Raw genomic sequence first — 26,993 nt, 5'->3', positions numbered from 1 at the left:
CATTGAACTTTTCAAGCGAGGTGTTGTCCAAAGGGCCAATACTTCAAGGAGGCAACGTGGACGACAACACGCTTATTTCTTTTACGGACCACCCGGGCATGCGTGAATTGGTGATTGGCGAAGCCGCGCATGACCCAATGGAAGACCATGAATTGGACCGGCAAGTGTTTCATTTACGGCTGGCCAATTCACGCCATGAACGGGAGAGCGCCAGTCTGCTGTTGAAGAAAATGTATGGCTGGCGTGGTTACGACGTGGATCCCCACGCGGTTCACAGCCCGAACCGCATCACGCTCTATGCGGAAACGGGCGGCGCGACGGTGGGCACGATGTCGCTGTGCCTGGATGATCCCGTGCTGGGCTTGCCGGCGGATGAAAATTTTCGCCATGAGCTGGACCAGTTGCGGGCGCAAGGCCGGCGCCTGTGCGAGCCTTCGCGGCTGGCCATTGATAAAGGGGCGTCGCGCCGTGTTTTCGCCGGGCTGATCCATATTTCCTACCTGTATGCACACCATATCCATGGCCACTCGGATTATGTGATTGAAGTCAATCCCCGCCACGTGATGTTTTACCGCCGCATGCTGGGGTTCGGCCATTGCGGCACACAGCGCAACTGTTCACGCGTGGGCGCCCCGGCAGTACTGCTGCGGCTGGACTTGCAATACATGAAGGAACAAATCCAGCGCTACGGCGGACTGATGGAGAAGCATCCCAACGTGCGCTCGTTTTATCCATTTTTCTTTCCACCCGACGATGAAGCCGGCATTACCGGACGCCTGATGCGGGGCAGGGGATGAACGCCGCCGCGTTGGCGCCCGCGCTGGCGCAATGGCGCAGCTTGCTTGGCGATGCACAAGTGCAGACGGATGCTGCAACACTGGACAGTTTTGCCAGCAGTACCGCGTCATGGCCAGCCCGCCCCGCCGCCGTCGTGCGCCCGGGATGCCGCGAGGACGTCGTTGGCGTGGTGCGCATTGCGTCCACGCACGGGGTACCGCTGTACCCTGTCAGTACGGGGCGCAACTGGGGGTATGGCGATGCCTGTGCCGTCCTGCCGGGGCAGGTGATCGTGGATATGTCGGGCATGCGCGGCATCCTGGAAGCGGATGGGGAACTGGGTTACGTCGTGATCGAGCCCGGCGTAACGCAAGGGCAATTGTCGCGTTTTCTCGCGGAGCAGCATTTGCCCCTGTGGATGGATTGCACGGGCGCAGGCCCGGATACCAGCCTGCTCGGCAATATCCTTGAGCGGGGATTCGGGCATTCGCCTTATGGCAACCGTGTCCAGCAAGTGTGCGGCATGGAAGTGGTGCTGGCCGATGGCGAAGTCGTGCGTACCGGCTACACGCACTTCCAGCCTGCACGGGCCGCCCGCGTGTTCCCATATGGCGTGGGCCCTTGGCTCGACGGCTTGTTTACGCAGTCAGCCCTGGGAATCGTCACCAGCGTCGGGCTGTGGCTGATGCCGCAGACACCGGTATTGGGACATTTCCTATGCAGCGTGCCCAGCCACGACGGCGTGGACGCGGTGGTGGATGCGCTGCGCCCGCTGCGCATGGACGGCACGTTGCGGTCGGTCATCCATATCGGTAATGATTTAAGGGTTTTGTCGGGCGGCATGACGTATCCCCGTGAAGCCGCGCAAGGGCAGCGGCCGTTGCCTGAGGCATTGCGTGCGTCGCTGTGCCATGATGCCGGGATTGCAGCATGGACCGTGTCCGGCGCCCTGTATGGGAATGCCCAGCAAGTACAGGCAGCACGGCGCGCGTTGCGCCGCGCGCTGGCGCGGCTGCCGCTGTCGCTTCGATTTATCGATGAACAGCGGCTGGCGCTGGCAGGCCGTGCAGCGCGGCTGTTTTGGCGAACGGGAACCGGCCGCAAACTGGCGGCCCGTGTGGCGCTAGGCCGTTCGCTGTTCAATATGAACCGGGGTATCCCGGATGGCCGCTTTTTGGCAGGGGCATATTGGCGCAGGCGGGGCGGCCTGCCGCCGGGTTTTCCTGCCAACGCGGATCCGGCGCGCGACAATTGCGGCCTGCTGTGGCTGTCGCCGGTCATGCCGTCGCGGGGGGCGGACCTGCGCGCAGTCATGAACTTGGCGCAACCGTACTATGCCCGGTATGGGTTTGACTTGTTTGCCACCTTCAGCATGATTACGGAGCGGGCACTGGGTGGTGTGCTGACCATTGCTTATGACAAGGACGACCCTGCAGAAAGCGCGGACGCCCAAACTTGTTATCACAGCTTGTTTGACGCACTGATGGCTGCCGGCTATTTGCCTTACCGCGTCGGTTTGCAATCGATGGCGGCGCTGGACCCGCAGGCAGACAGTTTTTGGCGCACCGCAAGCCGTATCAAGGCTGCATTGGACCCGCTGAACATCATTGCACCGGGACGCTACCAGCCGCCTCCCGGTGCAGGAGGCACAGGGTCATAGCGTACCCATCAGCGTGCGCACTGCGTCTTGCCGTTTGTATCCGGCGTCGGCTTGCAAGCGTTCCAGCTGGCGCCTGGCTTCACGCCGTTCTCCCGCGCGGAGCAGGGCGTCGGCATAGTGCAACCGGATATCGCCCGATTGCGGCGCACTGTCGGCTGCTTTTTTCAAGATGGGGACGGCACGGCCGGGCTGGCCTTGCTGCGTCAAGATCCAGCCCAGCGTATCCGCCACGGCGGCGTTGGCCGGCGCCTGGGCATAGGCTTTTTCAGCAAAGCCCAGTGCGCGCTTGTCGTCTATTTGCAAGCAACTCCACGCCAAATCATTCAATGCCACCACATGGTTTGGCTGCACACCGAGCACTTGCTCATACTGGGGAATAGCAGCACGGAATTGACCGGCAGCCAGCAGCGTACTTGCGAAATACATGCGGGTCGGCAAGTCGCGCGGATGGCTGTTGAGCCAGCGTCCGATGTGGCTGGCCGCAGCACTGTCCTTGCCGGTGGCTGCCAGGGCGCGGTGGATGGAAATGGCCAGCGGGCCGCTGGGCGCCAGGTTAAACGACCGCTGGTACAGTGGCAGCGCAATAGCAGGATGCGCGCGCGCCATTTCAATATCCCCCTCCAGCCGGTAACCGAGCCCTGCGCTGTCCGGACGGGATTGCGTGGCACGCGCCAGCGCCACGGCCTGGTCCCAAGTGCGCAATTCTGTCATCAAGCGTATGGCTGTCGCGAGCGCAGCACTGTGATCGGGTTGCAAGGCCAGCACTTTGCGGCACGCGGCCAGGGCGTCGGCGGTCCGGTTCAATGCCATATAGGCCCCTGCCAGCTGCATGTGCACGGCAGGGTTATCGGGCTGGCGGCCGGCCAGGTCTGTGTAGCTTTCCAGCGCGCCCTCTGTATCGCCGGCGGCAGCGCGTGCGCGCGCCAGCAAGGCCAGTGCGTCAGCGCTGCCGGGATTGGCTGCCTGCAGTTTCTGCGCCAGCGCCAGTCCCTTCGGCACTTCGTTTGTTTCCAGGTAATAACTTGCCAGTTGCAATGCCGGTGGCAACGCGTCAGGCGCGCTCCGCCTGGCTTGCTCCAGCCAGTTCCGTGCAGCCGCCATGTCGCCCTGTTGTGCTGACAGGTGCGCCAGCCCCGCCATCAGTTCGATGTTGCCGCTGTCGCGCGCCAGTGCCGCCTGGTAGCGCCGCTGTGCGTGTTCAGGATGGCCGGCCAGCATGTCGAGTTGAGTGAGGTTTCGTAGCGCCGGCGCGTACCCAGGCTGCAGCGCCAGTGCCGCTTCAAATGCACGCCGCGCACCGCTGGGATCCTGGCGGGCCAGCAGCACGCCGCCTTTGAGATTTTGCAGCGCTGGGTTGTTGTGCTGCTGTTCCAGAGCCTGCACCGCTGCCAATGCCTTGTCATAAGCGCCCATTCGCATATGGGCGGCAACCAGCAGGGCGCCGGCGCGCTGCCGCCCATCATTGTCATTGGCGGCAAGATTTTCCGGCGCTTGCAACACGGCTTCCAGCGCCGCCACTGCTCCCTGGTTGTCTCCTATGCCTAACTGGCTGATGGCTTGCGACGTCCGCAGCATGGCGCTGGGCGGCGCCAGCGCCGTGGCTTTGTCAAAACAGGCGGATGCTTTGCTATAAGCTTGCATGCGCATATACGATTCGCCCGCCAGCGCCTGCAACTGCGCGTCGGCCGGATGCTGCTCAAGCAATGGTTCCAGCATTGCGATACTGGCTTCAGGCTTGCCGCTGCGCAGCGCAATCATCGCTGCCAACCGCATACCGAATGCATGCTGGGGCTGGTTTGCCAGGAAACGGCGGACGTGCTGTTCAGCTAGCGGCAAGTTGTTTTGCGCCAGATAGATACCGGCTGCCAGTAAATTGGACGGTGGATGGTCGGGGGCCGCGCGCAAGATCAGTTGCAACCGTTCCAGTGCAGCTGGATATTTCTTTTCCTGCAGCGCCAGCAGGGCTTCGGTGTAAATGACGGCCGCGTTGCCAGGGGCAATCCGGCTGGCGGCGGCCAGTTCAGTGCGTGCGGCGCCAAGTTGGTTGTCTGCGGCCAGTAATGCCGCCACATCGAGCCGGGCCTGCAGGCTTGCAGGGCGCAGTTTAATCGCTTGCCGGTAGCTGGCCAATGCCTTGGCGTGATCCTCTTGCCGCCTGTACAGGTCGCCCTGCATCCGCAGCGCTTCGGTTGAATCCGCATGCGCTGCCAGCGCCGCATTCACCGCGCTCATGGCGGCCTCGTTAGCGCCTGACAGCAGCGCCAGGCGGGCTTGCCCCAGCAAAGCCGGCACGTGGCCCGCCTGCGTAGCCAGTGCGGCGGCAAACAGTTGTTCCGCTTCATTTGTGCGTTTCAAGCCCAGCAAGGCATAGCCCCGCAATGCGCGGACATCCGCCACTGCCGCCGCCGGTAAGGCGCCGCCATCTGGCAATTCCGCCAACACTTGCTCGTAGCGCTGCTGCAGCAGCAAGGCGGCGCCAAGCCGAGGCAAAACCGCAGCGGGCAAGGCGCCGGTGTCGCGGGCGCGGCGAAATTCCTTTTCAGCGGACAGCACATCGCCGCTTTCCAGGTAAACGTCGCCCAGTTGCAGGCGCGCCGCTGCATTTGCCGGTGTACGTTGCAAGACGTTTTTCAGCTCGATGATGGCGGCGTGGTTATCGCCAGCGGCCTGGTGCCGGCTGGCGGATGCCATTAACTGAGTCTGGTTGGGTTCTTGCTGGCAACCGGTCGCCAGTATTACGACCGCCAGCATGGCGGCGGGAAGGGATAGGGACATGGCGCTCTCCTGGGCAAATGATTGCTTCAGGGTAGGCGCGCAAACCATCACGCCTTTGCGCTGGCGCAGGGTGTCAGTTTATTCATGCAGCTGCAAGCTACAGGGCTACGGATCGGCGAAGATCTCGGCAGGCGGCGCCGCGCTTCCGGTAGCGGGCGGTGAGCCTGCACGGGGAATTAGTAGCGCGTCCAGGTATGGGCGGCTGTACGAGACGCGGCGGTCTCATTCAATGCATCAATATTCGGATTGCGGTGGATGTCACGCAGCTGGGACAGATGGGTTGCCGCTTGAGTATCTCCGGAACGGGCTGCATCTTCCAGTAGGTGCAGGACTTCGGCGCGGCGCGACGTATCAGCCTGGTAGTGCAGGGCAAGTTCCCGCTGTGCTACCGCAGAGCCCTGTTCAGCCCATTCACGCATTCGCCGCTCTGCAACAAAATTACCTTCATCATTCATCTTAAGGGCCGTCGCTTCAATCACGCTGTCCGGTGGCATCATGTCGTCCTTTGCCTGTGCCCCGATCAGTACGCCGACGGTAACCAGCACCGCAGCGACTAAAACGCCGGATTTGTTGAATAATTCCATCGTAAAGTTTGCCTTTGTTCGAATTTCCGCTGTCAGACAGCGGATGCCATCTTACCACTTATTTCTAAACCCCAACAGAAGGTTTGTGCTTTTGCTATTTGCTGCACTGCACAGGAATGGATGGCGATTCTTGATTCTTTAGGTGTGCAAATTTGCCACGGTGGAGTATGTAGCAGGCTTTAGAAATTGAGAAGCGAACAATTGTATTAAATTGTCATTCGAGCTGTTTCTTGCGAAACAGTCGGACGGAACATTTGTTTATTATTAATCATACTTGAGAAAAATCAAGCGAGACAGATGAGATATTAGTATTGATTTCCGCGAAAAAACACTTGTAACGGGCTCATAAATCTTTCGCCCGGGTATGAACGAAGGGCTGGCAGGGCCATAACAAGCTTCCCGCCTAGTATGAAATTTAACGAAATATGTGCCTGGGCAAGACCGGTACATATAGTTCAACACCACTTGAGGACGTTACCGGCATCGAATAATTTGCAATTAACGAACATTATAGGCGCCGACATACACCCCCAGCCGCCAACCAGCAGTGGCCACCACACCTGGCTCGCACTTGTGATCAAGACAACCGCCGCTCTATACTCAAGCTGTTGCCAATACTGGGGAAATTATGGCTACCGACTTCGACCAGATGGTATTGCAGCAATTGCCTGGCGCCGTCGTGGTATGCAACCGGCGCGGCGCCGTGGTGCATTGGTCGCCGGGGGCGGAGCAAATGTTTGGCTACGCTGCCGACGAAGCCATCGGCCATCCTTTGTATGAACTGGTCGGTATGCCAGGCCAGGATTGGAATACATTTATTCAAACCCTGGAACGCAGTGGCGGGGCATGGGATTATGAAATCCTGCGGCGCAGAAAAAACGGTTCCCCGGTATTTGTCGATGTTTCCAGCAAAACCGTTTATGACAGTACTGGCCGCAATGAATTCGTCATGTTCTGTAAAAAGGACATCACGCGCTTAAAAGCCATGCGTGATGCCAAGCAGGTGGAAGCGCGCTTCCGCGATGTGCTGGAATCCACGCCGGACGCCATCGTCATTGCCAACTCCACCGGACTGATCGTGCTGGCCAACTCGCAGGCCGAACGCCTGTTTGGTTACCTCAGCGGCGAACTGCGGGGGCAGCCGATTGAAGTGCTGTTGCCTGAGCGCTTCCGGGGCAGCCACGTGGGGCACCGTTCCAATTATTTTACGCAGCCGCGAACCCGCACCATGGGCGCGGGTCTGGAATTGTACGGGGTCCGCAAGGATTTATTGGAATTCCCGGTTGAGATTTCCCTGAGTCCCATCAATACGGAAGAGGGCGCCATGGTGATGAGCGCGATCCGTGACATCAGCGACCGCCGCAAGGCAGAACAAAAATTCCGCGGCTTGCTGGAGTCTGCGCCCGACGCCATTGTCATCGTCAATGCCCTCGGAGAAATTGTGCTGGTCAATACCCAGGCGGAAAACCTGTTTGGCTACCACCGGCGTGAGCTGTTGGGAAAAAAAATCGAAGTTTTGATTCCGCAACGGTTTGCCCATGGCCATCCGGGATTACGGGGCGGTTTTTTCCATTCTCCACGCCCACGTTCGATGGGCGCCGGCCTGGAGTTGTACGGATTGCGTGCTAATGGCACCGAATTCCCTGTGGAAATTAGCTTGAGCCCGTTGGAAACCGAAGGTGAGACACTGGTATCGAGCGCCATCCGCGACATCAGTGAACGCAAACGTATTGAAGCGACGCTGCATGAGCAGCGCGAGCAATTACAACGCGCCAGTCTGGCCAAGGACCGGTTCCTGGCCAATATGTCCCATGAATTGCGTACGCCGTTGAATGCCATCCTCGGTTTTGCACAATTGCTGGACAATGATGCGCTGCCAGTGTCGCCGGAGCAGCGCAAGGAATTCATGGGGTATATCCAGAAATCCGGCAAGCATTTACTGGAACTGATCAATGAAATTCTCGACTTGTCGAAGATCGAATCGGGCGCGGTCACGTTGTCGATGGAGCCGGTCGGCGTCGACGAACTGTTGAACGAAACGAATATCATGATGGAGCCTCAGGCCGGCAAGCGGGGTATCCGCATGATTTTCCCGCCGCAGACCGGGCTGTATGTGCAGGCGGACCGCACCCGCCTGAAACAGATTGTGCTGAATTTGTTGTCGAACGCCGTCAAATACAACCGTGACCTGGGCGTCGTCGTGGTCGATTGCATGACGTCGTCCAATGACCGCGTACGTATTTCCGTACAGGATACCGGCCTGGGTTTGCGCAGCGATCAAGTGGAAGCGTTGTTCCAGCCATTTAACCGGCTAGGCCAGGAAAACAGCGGGCAAGAAGGGACGGGCATCGGCCTGGTCGTCACCAAGCGCCTGGTGGAATTGATGGGTGGCACGATCACGGTGTCCAGTTCTCCCGGCACAGGCAGCGTGTTTTCCATTGACCTGGCTGCCACGGACGCGCCGCTCAGTGCAAAGGCGGCGATTGACGCCGCGTCGGCCGTACCGCCGGCGACGGCACGTGCTGCGGTGGACGGCGCACCGCTGATATTGGTGTACGTGGAAGACAATCCCGCCAATTTGCGGCTGGTGGAAGAAGCATTGCGCTTCCGTCCTGACGTGCGTTTGCTGACGGCCACCAACGGTGAACGAGGACTGGAAATGATACGCACCAGTCAGCCCTCCGTCGTGCTGCTGGACATGAATTTGCCGGATATAAACGGCATGGAAATCCAGCGACGCTTGCGCAACGATCCGGCAACGGCGGGTATCCCCGTGATTGCCATTTCTGCCAATGCCATGCAAAACGACATCAATACTGCGCTGGATGCGGGGTTCTTTCGCTATATTACGAAACCGATCGAACTCGATGCGTTAAATGAAGCGCTGGATGCGGCGCTGGCCGTCGTACGCAGCCGGTAATCAGTGCCGCAACCGGTACCATGCCAGGCCGATCCATTCGTAGCACGCGTAATAGCTGGCTGATAACCCCGAACTGCTGGGCAGTAACTGGAACGCGTTAAATGGTCCCGTCGAATAATATGCGGTGGGTGCAGGCACCACTTCAAAACCGGCTGAACGGAATACTTGTTCGGCGCGCTGCATATGCATGGCGTGCGTCACCAATACGATACGCTTGATCCCTGCCGGCAACAGGATGCTTGCGCTGAACGCTGCATTTTCAGCGGTATTGACGGAAGCTTCCTCTACCCATTTCACGTCCGTACGAAAATCATGACGCAGTGCCGACGCCATGTTGGCAGCCAGCGATTGTTTTTGCGCAGAATAAATTCTTCCGCCTGTGACCAGCAGGGGCAGGCCCGTGTCGTGCTGTACCCTGGCGGCATAGCGCATGCGCGCCAGCGCCGACTCGTCTGGTGCGTCATCCCCACCGTATTCCGGCGATTGCATCACGACACCGGACGTCAGCACCACGATGGCTTGCGCCCCGCTGGCAGCTTGCGCAGTCAGCGGGGGGGCACTGTTTTCCAGTGGCGCCAGCATAAAGTTGCCCACGATACGGGTACTCAAAGCCAGCAGCACAACCAGCGCGCCACGGAACAGGAAGCGGCCAGTACGGGGTGAGCGGCGGCGCAGCGCCAGGCCGATCAGGGCGACGATTAACAGGCTGGCAGGGGGCAATACAACGAAGTGGATGAGTTTGGATAGCAACATGCCGGCATTGAAACAATTGCATTACCCCATGTCAAGCGTCCTCTAAAGTCCAGTCGGTCTGTCATTGCCGTGCCGGCCCCGCCGCCGTCAGGTCCTTTCGCCCGTCGGCATGGCAGTGCTGGCGTCATAGCAAGTATTGACAACGCCTGATAAGCGTTGGGATGAGTTGCCCTACAGTACGCCTTTTGTACTGGAGACATGTGCATGGGCATCGTGAAACGCATGGTGGCGGAAGGCATGGGTACGGCATTGCTGCTGGCGATTTCCGGTGGCTGCGGTATTGCTGCCCAGCGGCTGTCCGGCGGCGATGCCGCCATGGCGCAACTGGTGACAGCGCTTGTATCGAGCACGGGGCTGGCCGTACTGATCCTTACGTTTGGCGGCATTTCCGGCGGCTATTTCAATCCGGTGCTGACCCTGTCTGACGCGTGGCGCGGCAATTTGCGTGTGGAGTATGTGGCGCCATACATTGTCGCGCAACTGGCCGGCGCACTGACCGGTGTGGCAGCCGTGCATGGCATGTATGGGCTGGATTTCCTCGTGGCGGCAGCGCAGCAGCGTCACGGCATAGGGCAGTGGCTGGGAGAATTCGTCGCAACGTTTGGCTTGCTGGCCGTGTTTATTGGATGCGGCCGCGCACGCCCCGTCATTGCGCCATTTGCCGTCTCCGCCTACGTCATGGCCGCGTGCTGGTTCAGCTCGTCTTCTGCATTCATGAACCCCGCATTGACCCTGGCCAAAGTCGTTGGCGCTGCCGGCGCTATTTGCCTGGCCGATGCGCCTGGTTTCATCTTGTCGCAACTCGCTGGCGCCGCTGCAGCCACGGCCATATTTCTGTGGCTGTATGGCAGCGCAAGTAATACGGTCCGCTCCTGACCATGCTCCCACGAGGGCGTGTTTTTTGCGAAATTAAACATGTAAAATATTTGCATGTTAATGGGAAACCCGATATAGTTGACGCATATCAAGAAACCTATGCACCCGTAACTTTGCTTAAGAAAGGCTGCCTCGCTATGCTGTCCCAAGAACACCGTGCCATCATCACTGCCACCGTACCGATCCTCAAAGAAGGCGGTGAAACGTTGACGCGCCACTTTTACCAAAAGTTGTTCCGTGAATACCCGCAAGTCGTGCCATTCTTCAACCAGGCACACCAGCATGGCGGTACCCAGCAGCGTGCGCTGGCCAACAGCATCCTGATGTATGCATCAAACATCGACCGCCTGGAGGCGCTGGGTCCGCTGGTCGGCGCCATTGTCAACAAACACGTATCGCTGCAAATCCAGCGTGAACACTATCCTATGGTGGGCGCAGCGTTGCTGGGTGCGATCCGTGAAGTGCTGGGCGCGGAAGTGGCGACTGATGCCGTGCTGGAAGCCTGGGGCGCAGCGTATGGCCAACTGGCGGACATTCTGATAGGCGCGGAACAGCAAGCTTACGACGCCAATGCGGAAGCCGAAGGCGGCTGGCGTGGCGCCCGCGCTTTCAAGGTCGTGGGCAAGACGGCGGAAAGCGATGAAATCACGTCGTTTGTGCTGGCGCCCGCCGATGGCGGCAAAGTGATGGCCTATCAGCCAGGCCAATATACGACGGTCGTCGCCACCATCGATGGTACTGAACAACGCCGCAACTATTCGCTGTCGGCCTTGTCGAACGGCGAAACGTACCGCATTAGTGTCAAGCGCGAAGCCGGCGGCAAGATGTCAAATTACCTGCACAACCAGGTCAACCTGGGCGATACCGTGAATCTGTTCCCGCCAGCCGGCGACTTCGTCCTGAAGCAAAGCGACAAGCCATTGGTGTTGATCAGCGGCGGCGTCGGCATTACGCCAACCCTGGCCATGCTGGCTTCCGCGTTGCGGACGCAGCGTCCGGTGCATTTTATCCACGCGGCCCGCAACAAGGCCGTGCATGCATTCCGCGGCCATATCGACCACTTGGCCGGCGTGCATCCGCAACTGCGCCGTCACTATGTCTATGAACGTGATGAAGATGGCCAGGCCCATGCTGCCGGTTATTTGAGCAAGGAACAATTGCGCGCATGGCTGCCGGAAAACCGCGACGTCGATGCGTATTTCCTGGGCCCGAAGGGCTTTATGCAAGCCGTGAAATCCCACTTGCGTGACCTGGGCGTGCCGGAAACCCAGACCCACTATGAATTCTTCGGTCCCGCCGAAGCTTTGCAATAACGTGTGGCGCGGCCGGCATCAAGCGTTGTCCGGCCGCTTGTTTTGCGCTTTATGTTTGCTGGCCGCCCGGCCATCGAGCCACCGCACGACTGCCTGGTTATAGGAGGGGGGCGTGACGGCAATGACCCGCTGCACCAGGTCGGCCAGCGTGTGGCTGCCCAGCTCTTCGCGCATACGCTGCTCCGCTGACAGCATCACGGCGTGTATCGTGCAAGGCGGTACCCCTGTCCAGTCCGGCTCATTCCCTTCAAATACCGCACAGCGCTGCCGCACTTCACGGCATTCAAACAGTGGCTTGCCGCCATCGATGGCGTCGACCACCTCCAGCACGGAAATCGCCGCAGGCGCACGGGCCAGCGCAAAACCACCCCTGACGCCTTCCGTTGCCCGCACCAGTCCTGCCTTGCTGAGTTTGGTGAACAGTTTCGCCACGTAATCGGCCGGTATGCCCTGTAATTCGGCCAAATCCTTGGCGCTGGCTTCTTCGCCGCTCCGATTCGACAAGAACACCAAACAGTGCAGTGCATATTCAACACCGGTACTGATATGCGACATAACAAACCCCGACTAAATCACTCGTAGTTTTTCAGCATAGCGGAGTGCACGCTCTGCTGGCAAGCTTGCACCAGCCGAAGGAATGCTATATCGTTAACTACGATTCTATAAGTCGTAGTTTTATCTTACATCAAGGAGAATGCAATGGCACGAACGATTTTGGTGGTGGGAAGCGGTTTTGCCGGGCTGTGGGCGGCGCTTGCAGCGGCGCGTGTACTGGATCAGCACAGCGTCATGGATGTGGAAGTCGCGCTGGTGTCGCCCCAGCCGCAATTGGCGCTGCGGCCCCGCTTGCACGAAGGCGACCCGGCTGCATGGAGCACGGACATCTCGCCGCATTTGCAGGCAGCAGGCATACGGTACATCCAGGGCGCGGTGCAGCGCGTGCACCGGCAAGACAGCCACGTGGAGCTGGCAGGCGCCGATGGCGCCATACAATCTGTAGCCTATGACCGGCTGGTGCTGGCGGCAGGCAGCGCCATGCACCGGCCGGCCATTCCGGGACTGGAGCAGTATGCCTATAGCATCGACCAGGCTGCTGATGCGGCGGAACTCGATGCCCACTTGAAAACCCTCGCAGCCCGGCCAGATACGCCGTCGCGCAATACGTTCGTCATTGCCGGCGCCGGATTTACCGGGATCGAACTGGCTTGCGAATTGCCAGGCCGGCTGCAAACCATGCTGCCGGGCGTGCAACCCCGTATCGTGCTGGTCGAGCAAGAGGCGGCTGTCGGGCCTGACCTGGGAGGCGGTCCCCGCCCTGTGATTGAACAGGCGCTGGACAGTCTGGGCATCGAACGCCTACTGGGCCAGGCAGTGACTGCGCTCGATGCCGGCGGCGTGGTGCTGGCCAACGGCGAACGCATCGCCAGCGCCACGGTCATCTGGACTGGCGGAATGCGCGCCAGCGCCTTGGCAGCGCAAGTGGCGGCAGCCACGGATGCGCTGGGCCGGGCGGTAGTGGACGCTGATTTGCGCGTACCAGGGGGGGGCGGCATCTTTGCGGCAGGCGACGCCGCTGCAGCAATCACGGATGACGACGGCCACCATACGCTGATGGCTTGCCAGCATGCTTTGGTCACTGGCCGCTATGCGGGCCACAACGCCGCCTGTGATTTGCTGGGGCTGCCAACGCAACTATATCGCCAGCCTGTGTACGTGACGTGCCTGGACTTGGGCGGCTGGGGTGCGGTCTTCACGCAAGGCTGGCAGCGCGATGTGGCCATGGCGGGCGCCGACGCGAAAGACTTGAAAATCAAGATCAATACGCAGTGGATCTATCCGCCGGCGCCGCAGCGTGCGCAATTATTGGCGGCAGCCGATCCCGAGCAGGCATTCAAGGGATAACGGGACGGCAAACGGGATTTGAGTTGGGCATGGCGTATGATAAAGTGCGCGCCACTCCTATAGACAACTGCGACACTGCGCCAGCCGTCATGACCACTTCGAAAACCATTCCGATCCACGCGTACGACAAGCCGGCCGGCGGCTTTGGTTCGCTGCGCGGCGCCGCCAGCGCCTTGCAGGGCAACGGCGCGCTGCCTGCCCTGAAAACGCTGCCGCATGTGAACCAGCCGCAGGGAATCGACTGCCCCGGTTGTGCGTATCCTGATTCGCCCAACGATAAATCCGTGGATTTTTGCGAGCAGGGCGCATGGGCCATCGCCCACGAAGCGACGCCAAAGCGCGCCACGCCGGAATATTTTGCGCAGCACACGGTGACGCAATTGCGCACCCGCGAAGAGTGGCAGCTGGAAGCCATCGGCCGCCTGACGGCGCCGATGCTGTACGATGCGGGTTCCGATACGTACCGGGAAATCGGCTGGGAACAGGCGTTTACCATGGCGGGCGATGCGCTGCGCAGCCTGGACAGCCCGAACCGCGCAGTATTTTATGCGTCGGGCCGCAGCAGCAATGAAGCCGCGTTCCCGTACCAATTGTTTGCGCGCGCCTTTGGCACCAACAATATGCCGGATTCATCGAACTATTGCCATGAATCGTCCGGCGATGCGCTGCGCCTGTCGCTGGGGGTAGGCAAGGCGACTGTCACACGCGAGGATTTCGAACACGCGCAGGCGATCTTTGTCTTTGGCCAGAATCCCGCAACCAACCACCCGCGCATGCTGGGCGATTTGCGTGAGGCAAAGAAGCGCGGGGCGCGTATCGTGGTGTTCAATCCGCTGCTGGAGCGCGGATTGCAGCAATTTACGGATCCCCAGTCGCCCACGGAAATGCTGACTGGCGCCAGCACGCCGATTGCGGACGAGTATTACCAGGTGCGTGTGGGCGGCGACCTCGCGGCGCTGACCGGTATCATCAAAGCCGTGCTGGCAGCCGACGAAGCGGCCGGCGGGACCGTATTGGATCGCAGCTTTATTACTGAGCACACGCAAGGTTTTGAAGCGATGGCGGCAGTGGTAAGGTCGCAGGACTGGCGCGCGATTGAACGCGCCAGCGGCTTGAGCCGCATGCAAATGGAAGCGGCGGCCCGCACGTATGTCGCATCGGACGCCACCATTGCCACGTGGTGCATGGGATTGACGCAGCACGAATATGCGATTGAAACCATCCAGATGCTGGTCAATTTGATGCTATTGCGCGGCAATGTCGGCAAGCCTGGCGCCGGCGTGATGCCAGTGCGCGGCCACTCGAATGTGCAGGGCGACCGTACGGTGGGCGTGACCAACCGGCCAAAAGCGGAATGGCTGCAGGGTTTGCAGCGCGTATTCGGCTTTACGCCGCCCAGCGCGCCTGGCCTTGACGCAGTGGGGACCATCAACGGCTTGCTTGACGGCTCAGTGCATGCGTTCACAGGACTGGGCGGCAACTTCGCGGTGGCAGGGCCGGACAGTCCCCGCGTGCTGGCAGCGCTGTCGCGCTGCAAGCTGACGGTGCACATTGCCACGAAACTCAATCGCACGCACTTGTACCCAGGCCAGGTCGGCTTGCTGCTGCCTTGCCTGGGCCGTACGGAACACGATGAACAAGACAATGGCCAGCAATTCGTCAGCGTGGAAGATACGGCCAGCATGGTGCACGCATCGACGGGGCGCAACCGTCCCGCCAGCGGCAAGCTGCGTTCGGAACCGTTTATCGTGACGGAACTGGCGCGCCATACTTTGCCGGACTCCACCATTGACTGGCGCGCCATGGGCCGCGATTACGACACCACGCGCAATTACATCGAACAGGTGGCCGAAGGCGCCGTAGCGGGATTTTCGAATTACAACAAGAATATCCGCCAGCGCCGCGGCTTCCATTTGCCCAATACGGCGGCATTGCGGATCTGGAAAACCGACACAAGTAAGGCAAATTTTGCTGCGCATGCGCTGCCTGCTGAAACCATCATGGACCGGGCCCGTGCCGTCTATGGCGATAAAGTGCTGTGCCTGGCTACCGTACGGGCGCATCGCCAGTACAACACGACCGTGTATCACGATCCGCGTGGCGAAGTGGACCGCTATCGCGGCGTGCACCACACGCGCAAAGTGTTGTTCATTGGTGCGGCCACGCTGGCGCGCCTGGGTTTCAACGATGGCGACATCGTCAATGTGCGCGGCGCTTCGCTGGACGGCATCGAACGCAAGGTGGAAGGCTACCGTCTGGTGCAATACCCGATCGTTGGCGATGACGTATTTGGCTATTTCCCGGAATTGACGCCCTTGTCGCCGCCAGGCTTGACCGCGCGCGGCTCCAATACGCCTGCGTTCAAGGAAGTACCCGTCTTGATCGAACGTCCGTGATTTCCGGGCGGCATACTCGCGCCGTCCGCACGCTGGAAAGCCGATACTGCCCGCATCATCACGGATGGGAGCAGAGATCATGAACCAGATGAAACCGTTCAGCGCGCTGGCGGCGGCAGCGCTGGCTTGCAGCGCTTTCTGCACGGCAGTTTCCGCTCAAGAAATTGCGCAACAGTCGTCCAATGGCGTGAATTACGTCACGGGCGGCGTCGGCAGCGAAGAGCGCCAGGCCATGCAGGAGGTGAGTCCCCAATACAACGTGAAACTGACGTTTGCCGATAAAGGAACCGGTGAATACCGTTCCGGTGCGGACGTCGAGGTGCGCGACATGCGGGGCAATGTGCGGCTGCAGGCGAACGATGCCGGTCCGCTGCTGTATGCGCAATTGCCGCCGGGACGCTATCGTGTCACGGCCAACGTGGATGGCCGGCAACAGCTGCGCACGATTACCGTCGGCAACGGCGGCAGCCGGTCTGCCGCATTTTACTGGGATACAGAACCACCGACATCGATGGGCCGCTGATCGGTAACGCCCCCTAACTTCGTACCAGCCAGCGCCGCAGGAATATCGTGCGGCGCGGGCGGGATTTGAATTCGGCGCGGGTCTTGACGATTTCCAGCTGGCCCGCGCTGAACACTTGCTCGTGCGCCCCGTCATGGTCGCGCCAGCGGCACCGCACGCCATCTTCCACGCCGGGCGCCGCCACTTCCGGCCCCACCACCATCATTTTCTGGCGCCAGCCGATCGGCCGCACCACATCGCCATCTTTTGGTCGTTCTCCACGCATCTCGCGCCTCCTTTCATATTGATTCCATTGTGGAGGAGGGGATAGCATGGGGGCGCTACTTTGCCTGTGCGCACAAATTTGCGTGACGCATCACGTAAAAGGCATGCTGATAGCTGTTCAACCTGCGCGGTATCAGCTAGTATCCTGACAACTATTCTTTTACATCAATAACGAATGGCCATATGTATGTATGCGCTGTTTGGGGAGACAACTATGCAGGGCTTATTACGGCTGTCATCCGTTCTCGACAAGATCGGGTACCGCTGCGGCCAGCTGGCCAACGTGATGATACTTTTATCCTGTGTCATCAGTGCCAGTAATGCACTGATCCGCTATGGCTTCGACTGGAGCTCCAATTCCCTGCTGGAAATGCAGTGGTATCTGTTTGGCGCGGCCGTCATGCTGGGGGCATCTTATACGTTCCAGCGCAATGAACACGTGCGCGTGGATCTGGTCTACGGCCACGTTTCGGAACGTGCGCAACTGTGGATCGACGTATTTGGCATTATTTTTTTCCTGTTCCCGGCCTGCATTTTATTTGCGTGGCTGTCGTGGACGTCGCTGTTCATGCCTTCGTGGGACGTGCTGGAACAATCCAGCAATTCCGGCGGCTTGCCCCGTTACCCCATCAAAATCATCGTGCCGATCGGCTTTGCCTTGCTGACGGTACAGGGCGTATCTGAATTGATCAAACGTATCGCCGCACTGGCCGGCAAGACGCATCTCGATAATAAATACGAAAGGCCGGTGCAATGATTCCTTTGGAGATGATGCCGCCGCTGATGTTTGGCGGCCTGGTGGTGTTCATGCTGGTGGGGTTCCCGGTGGCGTTTTCGCTGCTGGCGGTGGGCCTGGCGTTTGGCGCCATATCGATCGAGATGGGTTACTTCAATGTCGCCTTTATGCAGGCCGTGCCGCAGCGTATTTTTGGCAGTGTGCTGGCCAATGACTTGTTGCTGGCGATCCCATTCTTTACGTTCATGGGCGCCATCCTGGAAAAATGCCGGCTGGCGGAAGACATGCTGGACTCGATGGGCCAGCTGTTCGGCAAAATGCGCGGCGGCCTGGGCTATTCCGTCATCATTGTCGGCTTTATTCTGGGCGCCATTACCGGCACCGTAGCCGCGCAAGTGATTGCGATGGCCATGATTTCGCTGCCCGTCATGATGCGCTATGGCTACCACATGCGCTATGCAACGGGCGTGCTGGCCGCGTCCGGCACGATTACGCAGCTGGTGCCGCCTTCGCTGGTATTGGTGGTGCTGGCGGACCAGCTGAAAACCCAGACGGCCAGTGCCGACGTGGGCAGCATGTATTTGGGCGCCTGGGGGCCGTCGATTGTGCAGATTGCCCTGTTTGCGCTGTATACGTTCATCTTGTCGCGCCTGAAGCCGGACTGGCTGCCCGCCGCGCCGCGCGATGAAAATACGCTGTCCGGCTGGCCGCTGTGGAAGCAGTGCCTGCGCGGAATCGTACCGGCGGCCGTGCTGATCTTTATGGTGCTGGGTACCATGATGGCCGGTATTGCCACGCCGACGGAGTCGGGCGCCATGGGGGCGCTGGGCGCTGTGATCCTGGCCGTGATCCGTGATCCGGCGTTTTCCAGCCGCGACAAGCTGGTGTTCCGCGTCGGCATGACGTCCATGTTGGCGGCCCTGGCGCTGCACCTGGTCTTCGACAAGGAAGGTGAAAACCTTGCCGCGCCCATCAAACTGGCGCTGCAAGCCATACTTGCCGTCCTGTTCGCCGCCGTGGCTTACCTGGTCGTGCGTGCTGCCCGTATCAGGGAATTGCGCGACTTGATCGTCCTGAGTTACCAGGGCACGATGCGGCTGACCGCCATGGTGGTGTTCATCCTGATCGGTTCTACCTGCTTCTCCGTCGTGTTCCAGGGCGTCGATGGCGGCCGCTGGGTGGAGCATTTGTTTACAGGTATTCCGGGCGGCTGGATCGGCTTCCTGCTGGTGGTAAACCTGTTTGTGTTCTTCCTGGCATTCTTCCTGGACTTCTTTGAAATCGCCTTCATTGTCGTGCCGATGCTGGCGCCGGTCGCGCAAAAAGTGCTGACGCCGGTACTGCTGGCGTCGATGGGGACGCCGGAAGCCGCCGCCTCGGCCGCGCTGGTGTGGTTTGGCGTGATGCTGTGCGTGAATATGCAAACGTCATTCATGCACCCGCCGTTTGGCTTTGCCCTGTTTTACCTGCGCGGCGTAGCGCCGAAAGAAGTCAAATCGTCCGACATTTACTGGGGCGCATTGCCGTGGGTTGGCTTGCAGCTGGTGATGGTGCTGCTGGTGGCGATCTTCCCCGCCACGGTGACAGCCTTCCTCGATAAAGGCGTGGCTGGCGCGGAAACCGCACCGGCCGGGCTGATCATTGACCAGGAAAGCATGGGCAACGAACAGTGGACGCAGCCGGAGCAAAACGACGAACCGCCGCAACTGGACTTTGGCACGCCGGAAGACAAGCCTGCCGGTGAAAAACCTGCGGAACCTGAAAAGAAATAACCCTGTGCGCCACCTTTGCCGGTGGCGCTTTTTTTTCGGAGGCGTGTAATGGAAATGAAGCGCGTTAACGCAGGCAAGCTGCGCGCGATCGGCTACGATGCGCGCGAGCGCCAGCTGCGGGTGGAATTCGACGATGGCACGGCCATCGATTATTCCGGTGTCGGCGCCGAAGTGTGGCGCAAGCTGTCCACGTCCGGCTCCGCGTGGAGCTATTACCGCGACAATATCGAAGAAGAATATACGGGCAAGGCCAGCCGCGTACGCAAGGAGAGCGACCGCAAGGCGCTGGAAGACTTATTCCGCGCCCCGGACGAGCCCGCCTGAGTTACTGGGGCGGGGTTGGCGGCGCGCCGGTTTCCCCGCTGTTTGCCGGTTCATGTGCGGGTCCCGCCGGCCGCGAAATAATTTCCAGGCCATACGACAGCACGAACTGTGGCGACGTTCCCGTTGGGAAGGGCGGCGTGTTGCGGATAGCCTTTTCCACCGTGGCATCGTATAACGGCAACCCGGACGCCTTGTGCAGCACCACGTGTTCAATCCGGCCCTGCTTATCCAGCTGGACCTTGAATTTCACCGTATATTGTCCCGGCGTTTCCATTTGCGTAACGCGGTAGCGGATACGGCTGCGGATTTCTTCCAGGCGCTCAGCGCTGGGCGGCGAGTATTTTTCCACTTGCGCCGCGCCGGCTGCCCGCAACTGTTGTTCAATTTTCCGTTGCTGTTCCGTACGGGGACCAGTCAGCGCCTGGCCCGCACCGGGCTTGTTTGTGGCAACAGCTGGCGTGCCGTGTGTCCCGGGCAGATCCACCGCGTGATGGATAAAACGCAGGGCGGCTGTCAGCAGTAATAGCCAGAACACGGTGCTGCCTGCCGAAACCCAGCCGATTTTTCCAGGTTTTGCAGCGGCCGGCGGCGGCGCTTCTTCGGCAGCCGCGACCGGCTGCTTTAATTCGTCGGGCAGCGCAGCATAAGCAGTCCGCCATAGCTCCACATTGTCCATGCTGGCCACGAGTTCCAGCCACGTGGGGAAACGCATGGCCATTTGTTCCACGTGCGGCATATCGGCACGCAGCTGGCCCGATTCGGGCACGTCTGACTCGCGCAAGCGCGCAATGACTTGCCGCTGCGCGGTTTTCTGGTCGCGGTCCTGGTTGTCGAACATGCTGCGCTCATCGATTGCCCGGTCGACAATCGCGCCCGCGTGGCCGAACTGGCGCAAGCGGTGCCGGTCGCGGCGCCATTCAAACACGTCGGCTGCCGCTTCCAGCAAGGTTTCATGGCCATTGCGCCAGCCTGACGCCAGCAAGTGCACGATACGGGCTTCAAAAATGCCCCGCGCGGCCAGGTTCACCAGGCGGTCATCATGCAGGCAGGTACGCAAGTGCTGTTCCCATGCAGCCGAGTCATGCAGCGTGCGTCCCTGCGCCAGGCCGGAGCAGCCTGCCATAAAGGCTTCAAATACGTCGGCGCTGAGCTGCTGGGGATCGATTTGCAGCGGATCGAGGTCCAATAGGGGCGGGCTGTCCGGCGATGGGCGGACATGTTCCTGTGCTGCCGCCGGAGCCCGCTCCGGCGTCTCGGGCGCGTCCGCTGCGGGCATTGCCGGCAGTGGTGCGCCAGGCGCGGCATCCGCTTCGGCTTCCGCCCGGGCGTAATAGCGCTGGTATTGTTCCCAGCGCAGCGCTGTTTCATATGCTTCGCGCAGTTGCTGGAATCCTTCCGCATCCGCGCCCTGGTCGATGCGTTTGACTTCCCGCGCATAGGCGCGCCGGATCGCGCGCTGGTCTGCCGAGCCATCCAGCGCCAGCCGCTGCAAGAACCATGGCAGTGCGTCGGCGCCGCTCATCGCCAATTAGTCGTCGCCAAACGGCACAGGGTTGGTGAAATTCTCGTGTTCGACATAATCAAGCAATTCAGACAGGCCCTTGACAGCCGGTGCAATGACTTTCTGGTCCTGGGTTTCCAGCGCCTGTTCAAAGCGTACGATCTGGCGGCTCAAATGTTCGCGCGCATCGCCGCGCAATTGCTGGTACAGCCGTTCGCCTCGCGCCAGCAAGGTCCGGTTTTCCATCTGGTCGCGCGGGTGGATTTTCAGTGCAGACAGCGCGGCAAAGCGTTCGTTGATTTGCTGTTCCGTCAGCAATCCCGGATTGCCTTCAATCAGCAGCGTGTGGGTATCGCCGGACGACAGCAGGGTCAGTTCCACTTGCAGCAAGCCGTTGACGTCATAGGTGAACCGCACGTCGACGCCGTTGTCGTCACGCTTGCCGCCGGGCAGGTCGACTTTCAATTCGCCCAGCTTGATGTTGTCCCACGCCATGCGCGCCTCGCCCTGGTACACATCGATTTGCAGCGTGCGCTGATTATCCTGGATCGGGAAATAGCGTTTCACCCGGCTGACGGGCACCACGGTATTGCGTTCGATAATCGGGTCAAAGTGGCCTGACGAGAAATTGTTGACATCCAGCTGCATCGACGTGGACACACCCAGCGAATACGGCGCCACGTCCGTCATCACCACTTCATCGAGCGCCTTGTCATTCATTTTCAAGCCCGCCTGTACGGCGGCGCCCAGCGCCACCACTTCGTCGGGATTGATTTCGCAGGACGGGAAGCGGCCAAACATGCGCGCCACCATGCGGCGCACGGCCGGCATGCGGGTGGCGCCGCCGGCCAGCACGATGTTATCGAGTTCCGCCACCGGAATATTGGCGTCGCGCAGCGCCCGTTCCACCGGATCGCGCAAACGCGCCAGCAGCGGTGCGCACGCTTTTTCCAGCGTGGCTTCATTGAGTTCCATCGCATATTCCGCCGCGCCTTCGCGCACGCGGATGTCCGCCCGCGGCGCGCTGGACAACGCGCGCTTGGCAAGTTCGGCTTGCGCATACAGGCGCTGCATGAAAATCGCGTCGTTTTTCAGCGGGGTAGGGATCTTGTTTTGTTCGAAGAAGCGTTCCACGAGGGCGCCCACGAAATCTTCGCCGCCAAGGAAGTTGTCGCCGGCCGACGCCCGTACTTCCATCACGTTGTCGAACAAATCCAGTACCGATACGTCAAAGGTACCGCCACCGAGGTCGAACACGAGGAATTTGCTTTCCGTATCGCGCAAATGGATGCCATAGGCCAGCGCGGCGGCGGTCGGCTCGTTCAGCAAGCGCTCGACTTTCAAGCCGGCCAGCTGGCCCGCTGCCCGGGTCGCTTTGCGCTGCGCGTCGGAAAAATATGCGGGAACGGTAATAATGGCTTCCGTTACCGGCCGGCCCAGCGCGGCTTCCGCATCATCCTTCAGCGAACGCAGGATCAGTGCGGACAATTCCTCCGGCCGGAATGCACGCTTGCCCAGGTGCGTGATTTTATCGCTGCCCATGTGGCGCTTGAAGGTGGCGGCACTGACCGCCGGATGCGTTTGCAGCCTTTCGCGGGCAGCGCGTCCCACGAGGATGGCGCCGTCTTCATCGACGCTGACGCAAGAGGGTGTCAGCACTTCGCCCAGGCTGTTGGGAATCAGGCGCGCCTGTCCGTTTTCCCATACCGCAATCAAACTATTCGTGGTGCCCAGGTCTATGCCGACGATCATTGTGAGTCCTTTAAGTTGCAGCTTTAAATCTTAACCGATATCGGCGGCTGGATTACCAAATACGCAACATTAGTGTTGCCGCATATTCACGTGACGCGTCACTTTAATTGCGCTTTTAATTGGGCAATTTGCTCGTGCGCGTGTTCCAGCTGTTCTTCCAGTTCCACCACGCGCGCCAGCGCCTTATCCAGCTCGACAAATAAGCGGTGGGGCGAATCCGGTGCATGGTCGTCCAGGTCGCGGCTCAATGCCATGGCGAGTTTTTCCGCCCGTTTATTGTCGCGGTAGCGCTTGGCGCGCTCCGCCGGCGTCAGTGCATCGTCTTTTGGCGGGCGTCCCCGTCCCCGTTTTTCCACTTCGCTCATGCAGTCTCCCTATTATTTGTGACGCGTAACGATAATACCCTTAAATAAAGTGACGCGTCACGTTAAATTCCAGGCACTGTATAAACCACTGTATGTTATACTGGATAAATGACCAGTAAATTCGCCCTGATTGATCTGGAACCGGCGCCCGTCACGGCGCTGCCGGCGGCATGGGTGCCCAATGCGGGCGTCGATGCCGGACGTTTGACGACTGCGCAAAGCGACAGCGAACTGGCGCGTGAATATATTGGCCACGGCGAACTGAGCCCTGCGTCGCGAGCGAATACGCAAAAGGAATTGTTCCGTTTTTTAACGTGGTGCCGTGAAGAAGCCCGTAAAACCCTGCGCGAGTTGACGGTGGCGGACCTTAATCTTTACAAGGAATTCCTGCGGGCGCCGCCACCGGATTGGGTGTCCGCCACCAAATGGCCCCGGACAGATGTGCGCTACCGGCCATTTTCCGGGCCATTGTCCGATGCCAGCCGCCGCCAGGCCGTCATTGCCGTCAAAGGCTTGCTTCGTTTTGCAGAACAGACCGGGTACCTGGACCGTAATCCCGGCGCGCTGGTGCACCACGTGCGGGTGGCCAGTGCAGCCCGCATTACGCGCTACCTGACGCCGGACGCCATCTTGCTGGCGTTGAAAGCAGTGGACCAGCGTGAAGCGTTGAGCCAGGCTGCGTTGCGCCGGAGGGAGCGCGACCGCTTCCTGCTGCTGGCTTATGCCCATACGGGTGCGCGCTTGTCTGAAGTGGTTGGCGCGGACATGGGGGCGCTGTACACGGAAGGCAATGGCCGCTGGTGGCTGGACGTGATTGGTAAAGGCAACAAGGCACGCCGTTTGCCGGTTCCCCCCGACATGCTGGATGCCTTCCGGCGCTACCGCGCTGCGTATGGCTTGCCGCCGCAAACGTCGCGCGCCGACCGTACGCCGCTGGTGTTGTCCAGCAGGGGGACGGCATTGCAGCGCGTAACGGATGAAGCGGCGGCGGACGCCCTGAAAGCCGTCTTTGCCGATGCCGCCTTGGCTGCCGATGTGCTGGGCGATACAGACAGTGCGGCAGCGTTGCGGCAAGCGTCCGCGCACTGGCTGCGGCACAGCATGCTGACCAACCATGCAAACAATGGTGTGCAGCTGAAAACCCTGCAAGATACGGCGGGGCACGCCAGCATCGTCACCACTGCAGCCTATCTCCATAAGTCTGATGTGGAACGCCACGATGAAATCATGGCATCCGTAAACGGCGGCCATCCTGGCTAATTATTGGGAAGATATTGGGAAGAACTACGCAACTGCGGCCGCTTGGCCTATAGTTGAACAAAGGCTGGATCCGGAGTCACCGGAAGGGGGACACCATGACATTGCTTCAACCTGCCACGTGTGCGGCGCTGTTGCTTGCCGCGCCTCTGGCTGCACAAGCCGGGGGCAAACTAATGAGGTCTTTCAGTGAAACATTGACGGTCAATGCCAGCGGCGGACGTGTGCTGGTCACCGTCGTGCTCGACAATCCCAATGGCCATCCAATGTCTGTACCCAATGCCATTGCAACGGATAAGGAATTATTCGGCCGTTTATTTGAAATCCGCGATACGGCGACGGGAAAACTGTTGGAATACCAGGGGCCGATGGTCAAGCGGGGCGCGCTGACTGCTGAGGATTACTTCACGGTACAACCAGGCATGCGCCATACCAATACGCTCGATATTACCGACAGCTATGCGTTCAAGCCGGGCCAAAACACGTACCAGCTGACTTATGCCGGATTTGCCGTGCCTGATTTAGGAAGATTGGAGGGAACCGTGCGCTTGTCGGTTGCGCCCGTCAGTTTTACATACCGCGCCGATAGCGGACCGATGGCGGGGCGTTAACGCGGAGCAAAAAGACCCCTGCAAGCTGGGATGGGGCGAGCAGGGGGGAAGGCCCGTCATTTCGTGGGGCGACTACACAGGGAGAGACGGATCCCGCGCCCCCGTCGGGATCCGCAAAAAAACTATCCTTAGTTGCCAGCCGGCGTGTTTTCGCCAAAGTATTCGTGCGAATCCGCGTTATCCAGCGCCGTGTCTGGATCCGTAATGGCCAGTTGCGCCGCGCCGCTCTGGCCATACACATGGTCATCGGTACCGGCAACCACGTTGAAGTGGCTCATTTCATGCACCAGCGTGCCGCCTTTGGAGTCGGTGCCCGTCATTGGCGCGCTCCAGAATGCTTTGCACACATAAATCTTGTAAGGCTGGGTAGGGTAGACATACGCGTAGTAAGTCTTATTGCACGAGCAATCCACGGTGATCGGCTTGTTTTGGAACGCATCCTTGATGGCGGCAAAATGCGATTTCGCCGTGTTGTAGCGTGCCGACGTATAAGCGCCGAACCATTTGGTATACCGGGTACCTGCTTTGCCTGCCGCCAGGTAGGCATCGCCATCGCTGGCCATGGCGGTACCTGCAGCCACGGCCGACGAGATCGTGCTTTGCTGCGACGCACTGCATTTGCTGTACGACAGGCTGCCGCCGGCCAGCGATTGCACAGGCTGCGCTTCCGGCATCACGCCGCGGCGCAGCGCGCCTTCGATATATACCGTCACGGCGTCGGACGTCAGGTCTTCGGCTTGCTTATTCTTGTTGCTGCCTTTGGCTTTGTAGCGAATTTTGTATTCGCCCGTCACACTCATGTTGTACATGGAGGACAGCTCGATTTGCACCGTGTGCGATTTGCCGGGCTGGATCGTGAAGTAATCGCTGGCAGCCGGGGCCGGGCGTTTGGCGATCATGCCTTCATACGGGACCGGCACGCCATCGCGCGTGACGTCAAACAGCGAATGTTCGATGTCGCCGAACGGAGTATCCCATTTGAGGATTTGCTGCGGCTGCGACGTGGTGTTCGTCATCGTGACTTTTACGACCACGTCATCGCTGGCGCCCAGCGTTTGTTTGTCTATGCTGACCTTGGTCACGATGCCGTTACCGGCTGCCTGGGCACCGAAGCACAATGCTGCTGCAACAACTGAACCGCCAAACTTCACCACGTGATTCCAGCTCATGTTTATCTCCGTTCGTTAGGTTTTTTATGGATGGTCAGGGCTTTGTGAGCCCATCCATGAACCTATCGTCACATGAGGCCGGGCAATTTTTCAATAGAAAATTGCAAAAGTTAGCTTGACAACATGTCTATACCGTTTGGCTTAGGCTTTTAAGCAACACACGTGTTTGATATTGAACACCGAGCTGATGTTTGTTAAGAATGAGACGCGCTAAACCACTGTTTTTACGAGGGTTTAAACAATCAATCGTTGGGGTTGCCGGAGTGAGGAGGGGGACGTTGATGTTTCTTCTCGACACCGTGATGTAGGAAGGAAAGTATCAACAGGGCAAATACTGCGCTCAATACTGCTGTCGCCTCGCGCCCCATGCCGGCTGCGATGCCCACTGCCGAAGTCAGCCAGACACCCGCTGCCGTTGTCAGGCCGGTAATCTGGTTTTCATCCCGCAGCTTGAGGATGGCGCCCGCGCCGATGAAACCAATCCCGGAGATGACGCCCTGCAAGACGCGGGACATGTCCGCCACCGCCATCCCGGCCTGTAGCGGGATCAGGACAAATAATGCCGAGCCCAGCGACACGAGCATGTGGGTGCGCAAGCCGGCGGAGGCGCCGACCGATTCCCGCTCATAGCCCAGCATCGCGCCCAGCGCCACTGCGACAAGCAGCCGGATAACGACTTGCGTAATATCCTGGATGGCTCCCAGGTCGGAAAATTCCCTCTGTACCGTTACCCAGATTTGCTGCCACATACGGTGCCCGCCAG

The 26,993-nt window shown here is 59.9% G+C and carries 23 protein-coding genes; 13 read left to right on the top strand and 10 right to left on the bottom strand.

Annotated elements, in window-relative coordinates:
- Window positions 1–56: 56 nt before the first annotated feature.
- Together GM668_RS19270 and GM668_RS19265 are read left to right on the top strand one after the other, a co-directional pair.
- Entirely contained in the window at window positions 57–797 is a 741-nt protein-coding gene (locus tag GM668_RS19270) for an N-acyl amino acid synthase FeeM domain-containing protein (protein ID WP_371868731.1), read from the top strand.
- Window positions 794–2,437 carry an FAD-binding oxidoreductase gene (locus tag GM668_RS19265; RefSeq protein WP_155440585.1) on the top strand — a complete coding sequence of 548 codons (1,644 nt, stop codon included), beginning with the start codon at window positions 794–796 and terminating at the stop codon, window positions 2,435–2,437. The genes GM668_RS19270 and GM668_RS19265 overlap by 4 nt, the downstream gene beginning before the upstream one ends.
- Here the strand turns inward: GM668_RS19265 and prsT are convergent.
- Both prsT and GM668_RS19255 read right to left on the bottom strand, forming a co-directional pair.
- Window positions 2,432–5,212: an XrtA/PEP-CTERM system TPR-repeat protein PrsT gene (gene prsT / locus GM668_RS19260; protein WP_170305714.1), complete on the bottom strand. Its 2,781-nt coding sequence runs from the start codon at window positions 5,210–5,212 to the stop codon at window positions 2,432–2,434. The two genes, GM668_RS19265 and prsT, sit on opposite strands and share 6 nt — an antisense overlap.
- A gap of 176 nt (window positions 5,213–5,388) precedes the next feature.
- Entirely contained in the window at window positions 5,389–5,796 is a 408-nt protein-coding gene (locus tag GM668_RS19255; protein WP_211923419.1) for a hypothetical protein, read from the bottom strand.
- Window positions 5,797–6,424: 628 nt separating this feature from the next.
- Between GM668_RS19255 and GM668_RS19250 the strand changes: the two genes are divergently transcribed.
- Window positions 6,425–8,716 (top strand): PAS domain S-box protein, encoded by a 2,292-nt coding sequence (locus GM668_RS19250; protein ID WP_155440583.1) that lies wholly within the window; start codon window positions 6,425–6,427, stop codon window positions 8,714–8,716.
- Here the strand turns inward: GM668_RS19250 and GM668_RS19245 are convergent, their stop codons facing one another.
- The gene (locus tag GM668_RS19245) at window positions 8,717–9,469 is read right to left on the bottom strand and encodes a YdcF family protein (RefSeq protein ID WP_155440582.1); all 753 of its coding nucleotides are present in this window, start codon (window positions 9,467–9,469) and stop codon (window positions 8,717–8,719) included.
- A gap of 204 nt (window positions 9,470–9,673) precedes the next feature.
- Here GM668_RS19245 and GM668_RS19240 point away from each other — a divergent pair, with 204 nt between their 5' ends.
- Both GM668_RS19240 and hmpA read left to right on the top strand, forming a co-directional pair.
- Window positions 9,674–10,345, top strand: a complete 672-nt coding sequence (locus tag GM668_RS19240) for an aquaporin (RefSeq protein WP_155440581.1) — start codon at window positions 9,674–9,676, stop codon at window positions 10,343–10,345.
- Window positions 10,346–10,482: 137 nt separating this feature from the next.
- Window positions 10,483–11,658, top strand: a complete 1,176-nt coding sequence (hmpA, locus tag GM668_RS19235; RefSeq protein WP_155440580.1) for an NO-inducible flavohemoprotein — start codon at window positions 10,483–10,485, stop codon at window positions 11,656–11,658.
- Window positions 11,659–11,676: 18 nt separating this feature from the next.
- Here hmpA and GM668_RS19230 read toward each other — a convergent pair whose 3' ends face one another.
- Window positions 11,677–12,213: an RrF2 family transcriptional regulator gene (locus tag GM668_RS19230; protein WP_155440579.1), complete on the bottom strand. Its 537-nt coding sequence runs from the start codon at window positions 12,211–12,213 to the stop codon at window positions 11,677–11,679.
- Between the two features lie 144 nt (window positions 12,214–12,357).
- Between GM668_RS19230 and GM668_RS19225 the strand changes: the two genes are divergently transcribed.
- From GM668_RS19225 to GM668_RS19215, 3 genes are all read left to right on the top strand, one after another.
- Entirely contained in the window at window positions 12,358–13,560 is a 1,203-nt protein-coding gene (locus GM668_RS19225; protein WP_155440578.1) for an NAD(P)/FAD-dependent oxidoreductase, read from the top strand.
- 89 nt (window positions 13,561–13,649) lie between these two features.
- Window positions 13,650–15,956, top strand: a complete 2,307-nt coding sequence (locus GM668_RS19220) for an FdhF/YdeP family oxidoreductase (protein WP_155440577.1) — start codon at window positions 13,650–13,652, stop codon at window positions 15,954–15,956.
- Between the two features lie 79 nt (window positions 15,957–16,035).
- Window positions 16,036–16,479: a carboxypeptidase regulatory-like domain-containing protein gene (locus tag GM668_RS19215; RefSeq protein ID WP_155440576.1), complete on the top strand. Its 444-nt coding sequence runs from the start codon at window positions 16,036–16,038 to the stop codon at window positions 16,477–16,479.
- 13 nt (window positions 16,480–16,492) lie between these two features.
- Here GM668_RS19215 and GM668_RS19210 read toward each other — a convergent pair whose 3' ends face one another.
- Window positions 16,493–16,744, bottom strand: coding sequence for a hypothetical protein (locus GM668_RS19210; protein WP_155440575.1), 252 nt, complete (start codon window positions 16,742–16,744; stop codon window positions 16,493–16,495).
- A 213-nt stretch (window positions 16,745–16,957) separates the two neighbouring features.
- Here GM668_RS19210 and GM668_RS19205 point away from each other — a divergent pair, with 213 nt between their 5' ends.
- The 3 genes from GM668_RS19205 to GM668_RS19195 are packed head-to-tail and all read left to right on the top strand — an operon-like array spanning window position 16,958 to window position 19,575.
- Window positions 16,958–17,500, top strand: a complete 543-nt coding sequence (locus GM668_RS19205) for a TRAP transporter small permease subunit (protein WP_155440574.1) — start codon at window positions 16,958–16,960, stop codon at window positions 17,498–17,500.
- Entirely contained in the window at window positions 17,497–19,251 is a 1,755-nt protein-coding gene (locus GM668_RS19200) for a TRAP transporter large permease (protein ID WP_155440573.1), read from the top strand. The genes GM668_RS19205 and GM668_RS19200 overlap by 4 nt, the downstream gene beginning before the upstream one ends.
- A 48-nt stretch (window positions 19,252–19,299) precedes the next feature.
- Window positions 19,300–19,575 (top strand): KTSC domain-containing protein, encoded by a 276-nt coding sequence (locus GM668_RS19195; protein ID WP_155440572.1) that lies wholly within the window; start codon window positions 19,300–19,302, stop codon window positions 19,573–19,575.
- 1 nt (window position 19,576) lies between these two features.
- On the opposite strand, the gene GM668_RS19190 is transcribed toward GM668_RS19195, so the two are convergent.
- The 3 genes from GM668_RS19190 to GM668_RS19180 form a co-directional block, all read right to left on the bottom strand.
- The gene (locus GM668_RS19190) at window positions 19,577–21,097 is read right to left on the bottom strand and encodes a TonB C-terminal domain-containing protein (RefSeq protein ID WP_155440571.1); all 1,521 of its coding nucleotides are present in this window, start codon (window positions 21,095–21,097) and stop codon (window positions 19,577–19,579) included.
- 6 nt (window positions 21,098–21,103) lie between these two features.
- The gene (locus GM668_RS19185) at window positions 21,104–22,828 is read right to left on the bottom strand and encodes a molecular chaperone HscC (RefSeq protein ID WP_155440570.1); all 1,725 of its coding nucleotides are present in this window, start codon (window positions 22,826–22,828) and stop codon (window positions 21,104–21,106) included.
- A gap of 98 nt (window positions 22,829–22,926) precedes the next feature.
- The gene (locus GM668_RS19180) at window positions 22,927–23,193 is read right to left on the bottom strand and encodes a hypothetical protein (protein ID WP_155440569.1); all 267 of its coding nucleotides are present in this window, start codon (window positions 23,191–23,193) and stop codon (window positions 22,927–22,929) included.
- A gap of 108 nt (window positions 23,194–23,301) precedes the next feature.
- Between GM668_RS19180 and GM668_RS19175 the strand changes: the two genes are divergently transcribed.
- Together GM668_RS19175 and GM668_RS19170 are read left to right on the top strand one after the other, a co-directional pair.
- Window positions 23,302–24,453 (top strand): tyrosine-type recombinase/integrase, encoded by a 1,152-nt coding sequence (locus GM668_RS19175; protein ID WP_155440568.1) that lies wholly within the window; start codon window positions 23,302–23,304, stop codon window positions 24,451–24,453.
- Window positions 24,454–24,626: 173 nt separating this feature from the next.
- Window positions 24,627–25,061 carry a hypothetical protein gene (locus GM668_RS19170; RefSeq protein ID WP_155440567.1) on the top strand — a complete coding sequence of 145 codons (435 nt, stop codon included), beginning with the start codon at window positions 24,627–24,629 and terminating at the stop codon, window positions 25,059–25,061.
- A 128-nt stretch (window positions 25,062–25,189) separates the two neighbouring features.
- On the opposite strand, the gene GM668_RS19165 is transcribed toward GM668_RS19170, so the two are convergent.
- Together GM668_RS19165 and GM668_RS19160 are read right to left on the bottom strand one after the other, a co-directional pair.
- The gene (locus tag GM668_RS19165; protein WP_155440566.1) at window positions 25,190–26,230 is read right to left on the bottom strand and encodes a M35 family metalloendopeptidase; all 1,041 of its coding nucleotides are present in this window, start codon (window positions 26,228–26,230) and stop codon (window positions 25,190–25,192) included.
- A 242-nt stretch (window positions 26,231–26,472) separates the two neighbouring features.
- A complete protein-coding gene (locus GM668_RS19160; RefSeq protein ID WP_155440565.1) occupies window positions 26,473–26,979 on the bottom strand; it encodes an MgtC/SapB family protein in 507 nt (168 codons plus the stop codon).
- Window positions 26,980–26,993 lie beyond the last annotated feature (14 nt).

Origin of the sequence: Pseudoduganella ginsengisoli (assembly GCF_009720865.1) — a bacterium.
GTDB classification, from domain to species: Bacteria; Pseudomonadota; Gammaproteobacteria; order Burkholderiales; family Burkholderiaceae_D; genus Rugamonas; species Rugamonas ginsengisoli.
The sequence above is the reverse complement of the archived record's forward strand: the minus strand, read 5'-3'. Positions and strand labels throughout refer to the sequence as shown.

Coding starts and splice junctions, on each gene's coding strand:
- GM668_RS19230 (WP_155440579.1), bottom strand. CDS start 12,213: ATGTCGCATATCAGTACCGGTGTTGAATATGCACTGCACTGTTTGGTG.
- GM668_RS19180 (WP_155440569.1), bottom strand. CDS start 23,193: ATGAGCGAAGTGGAAAAACGGGGACGGGGACGCCCGCCAAAAGACGAT.
- GM668_RS19190 (WP_155440571.1), bottom strand. CDS start 21,097: ATGAGCGGCGCCGACGCACTGCCATGGTTCTTGCAGCGGCTGGCGCTG.
- GM668_RS19200 (WP_155440573.1), top strand. CDS start 17,497: ATGATTCCTTTGGAGATGATGCCGCCGCTGATGTTTGGCGGCCTGGTG.
- GM668_RS19175 (WP_155440568.1), top strand. CDS start 23,302: ATGACCAGTAAATTCGCCCTGATTGATCTGGAACCGGCGCCCGTCACG.
- GM668_RS19205 (WP_155440574.1), top strand. CDS start 16,958: ATGCAGGGCTTATTACGGCTGTCATCCGTTCTCGACAAGATCGGGTAC.
- GM668_RS19160 (WP_155440565.1), bottom strand. CDS start 26,979: ATGTGGCAGCAAATCTGGGTAACGGTACAGAGGGAATTTTCCGACCTG.
- GM668_RS19215 (WP_155440576.1), top strand. CDS start 16,036: ATGAACCAGATGAAACCGTTCAGCGCGCTGGCGGCGGCAGCGCTGGCT.
- GM668_RS19170 (WP_155440567.1), top strand. CDS start 24,627: ATGAGGTCTTTCAGTGAAACATTGACGGTCAATGCCAGCGGCGGACGT.
- GM668_RS19250 (WP_155440583.1), top strand. CDS start 6,425: ATGGCTACCGACTTCGACCAGATGGTATTGCAGCAATTGCCTGGCGCC.
- GM668_RS19240 (WP_155440581.1), top strand. CDS start 9,674: ATGGGCATCGTGAAACGCATGGTGGCGGAAGGCATGGGTACGGCATTG.
- GM668_RS19245 (WP_155440582.1), bottom strand. CDS start 9,469: ATGTTGCTATCCAAACTCATCCACTTCGTTGTATTGCCCCCTGCCAGC.
- GM668_RS19210 (WP_155440575.1), bottom strand. CDS start 16,744: ATGCGTGGAGAACGACCAAAAGATGGCGATGTGGTGCGGCCGATCGGC.
- GM668_RS19165 (WP_155440566.1), bottom strand. CDS start 26,230: ATGAGCTGGAATCACGTGGTGAAGTTTGGCGGTTCAGTTGTTGCAGCA.
- GM668_RS19225 (WP_155440578.1), top strand. CDS start 12,358: ATGGCACGAACGATTTTGGTGGTGGGAAGCGGTTTTGCCGGGCTGTGG.
- GM668_RS19265 (WP_155440585.1), top strand. CDS start 794: ATGAACGCCGCCGCGTTGGCGCCCGCGCTGGCGCAATGGCGCAGCTTG.
- GM668_RS19185 (WP_155440570.1), bottom strand. CDS start 22,828: ATGATCGTCGGCATAGACCTGGGCACCACGAATAGTTTGATTGCGGTA.
- GM668_RS19195 (WP_155440572.1), top strand. CDS start 19,300: ATGGAAATGAAGCGCGTTAACGCAGGCAAGCTGCGCGCGATCGGCTAC.
- hmpA (WP_155440580.1), top strand. CDS start 10,483: ATGCTGTCCCAAGAACACCGTGCCATCATCACTGCCACCGTACCGATC.
- GM668_RS19255 (WP_211923419.1), bottom strand. CDS start 5,796: ATGGAATTATTCAACAAATCCGGCGTTTTAGTCGCTGCGGTGCTGGTT.
- GM668_RS19220 (WP_155440577.1), top strand. CDS start 13,650: ATGACCACTTCGAAAACCATTCCGATCCACGCGTACGACAAGCCGGCC.
- prsT (WP_170305714.1), bottom strand. CDS start 5,212: ATGTCCCTATCCCTTCCCGCCGCCATGCTGGCGGTCGTAATACTGGCG.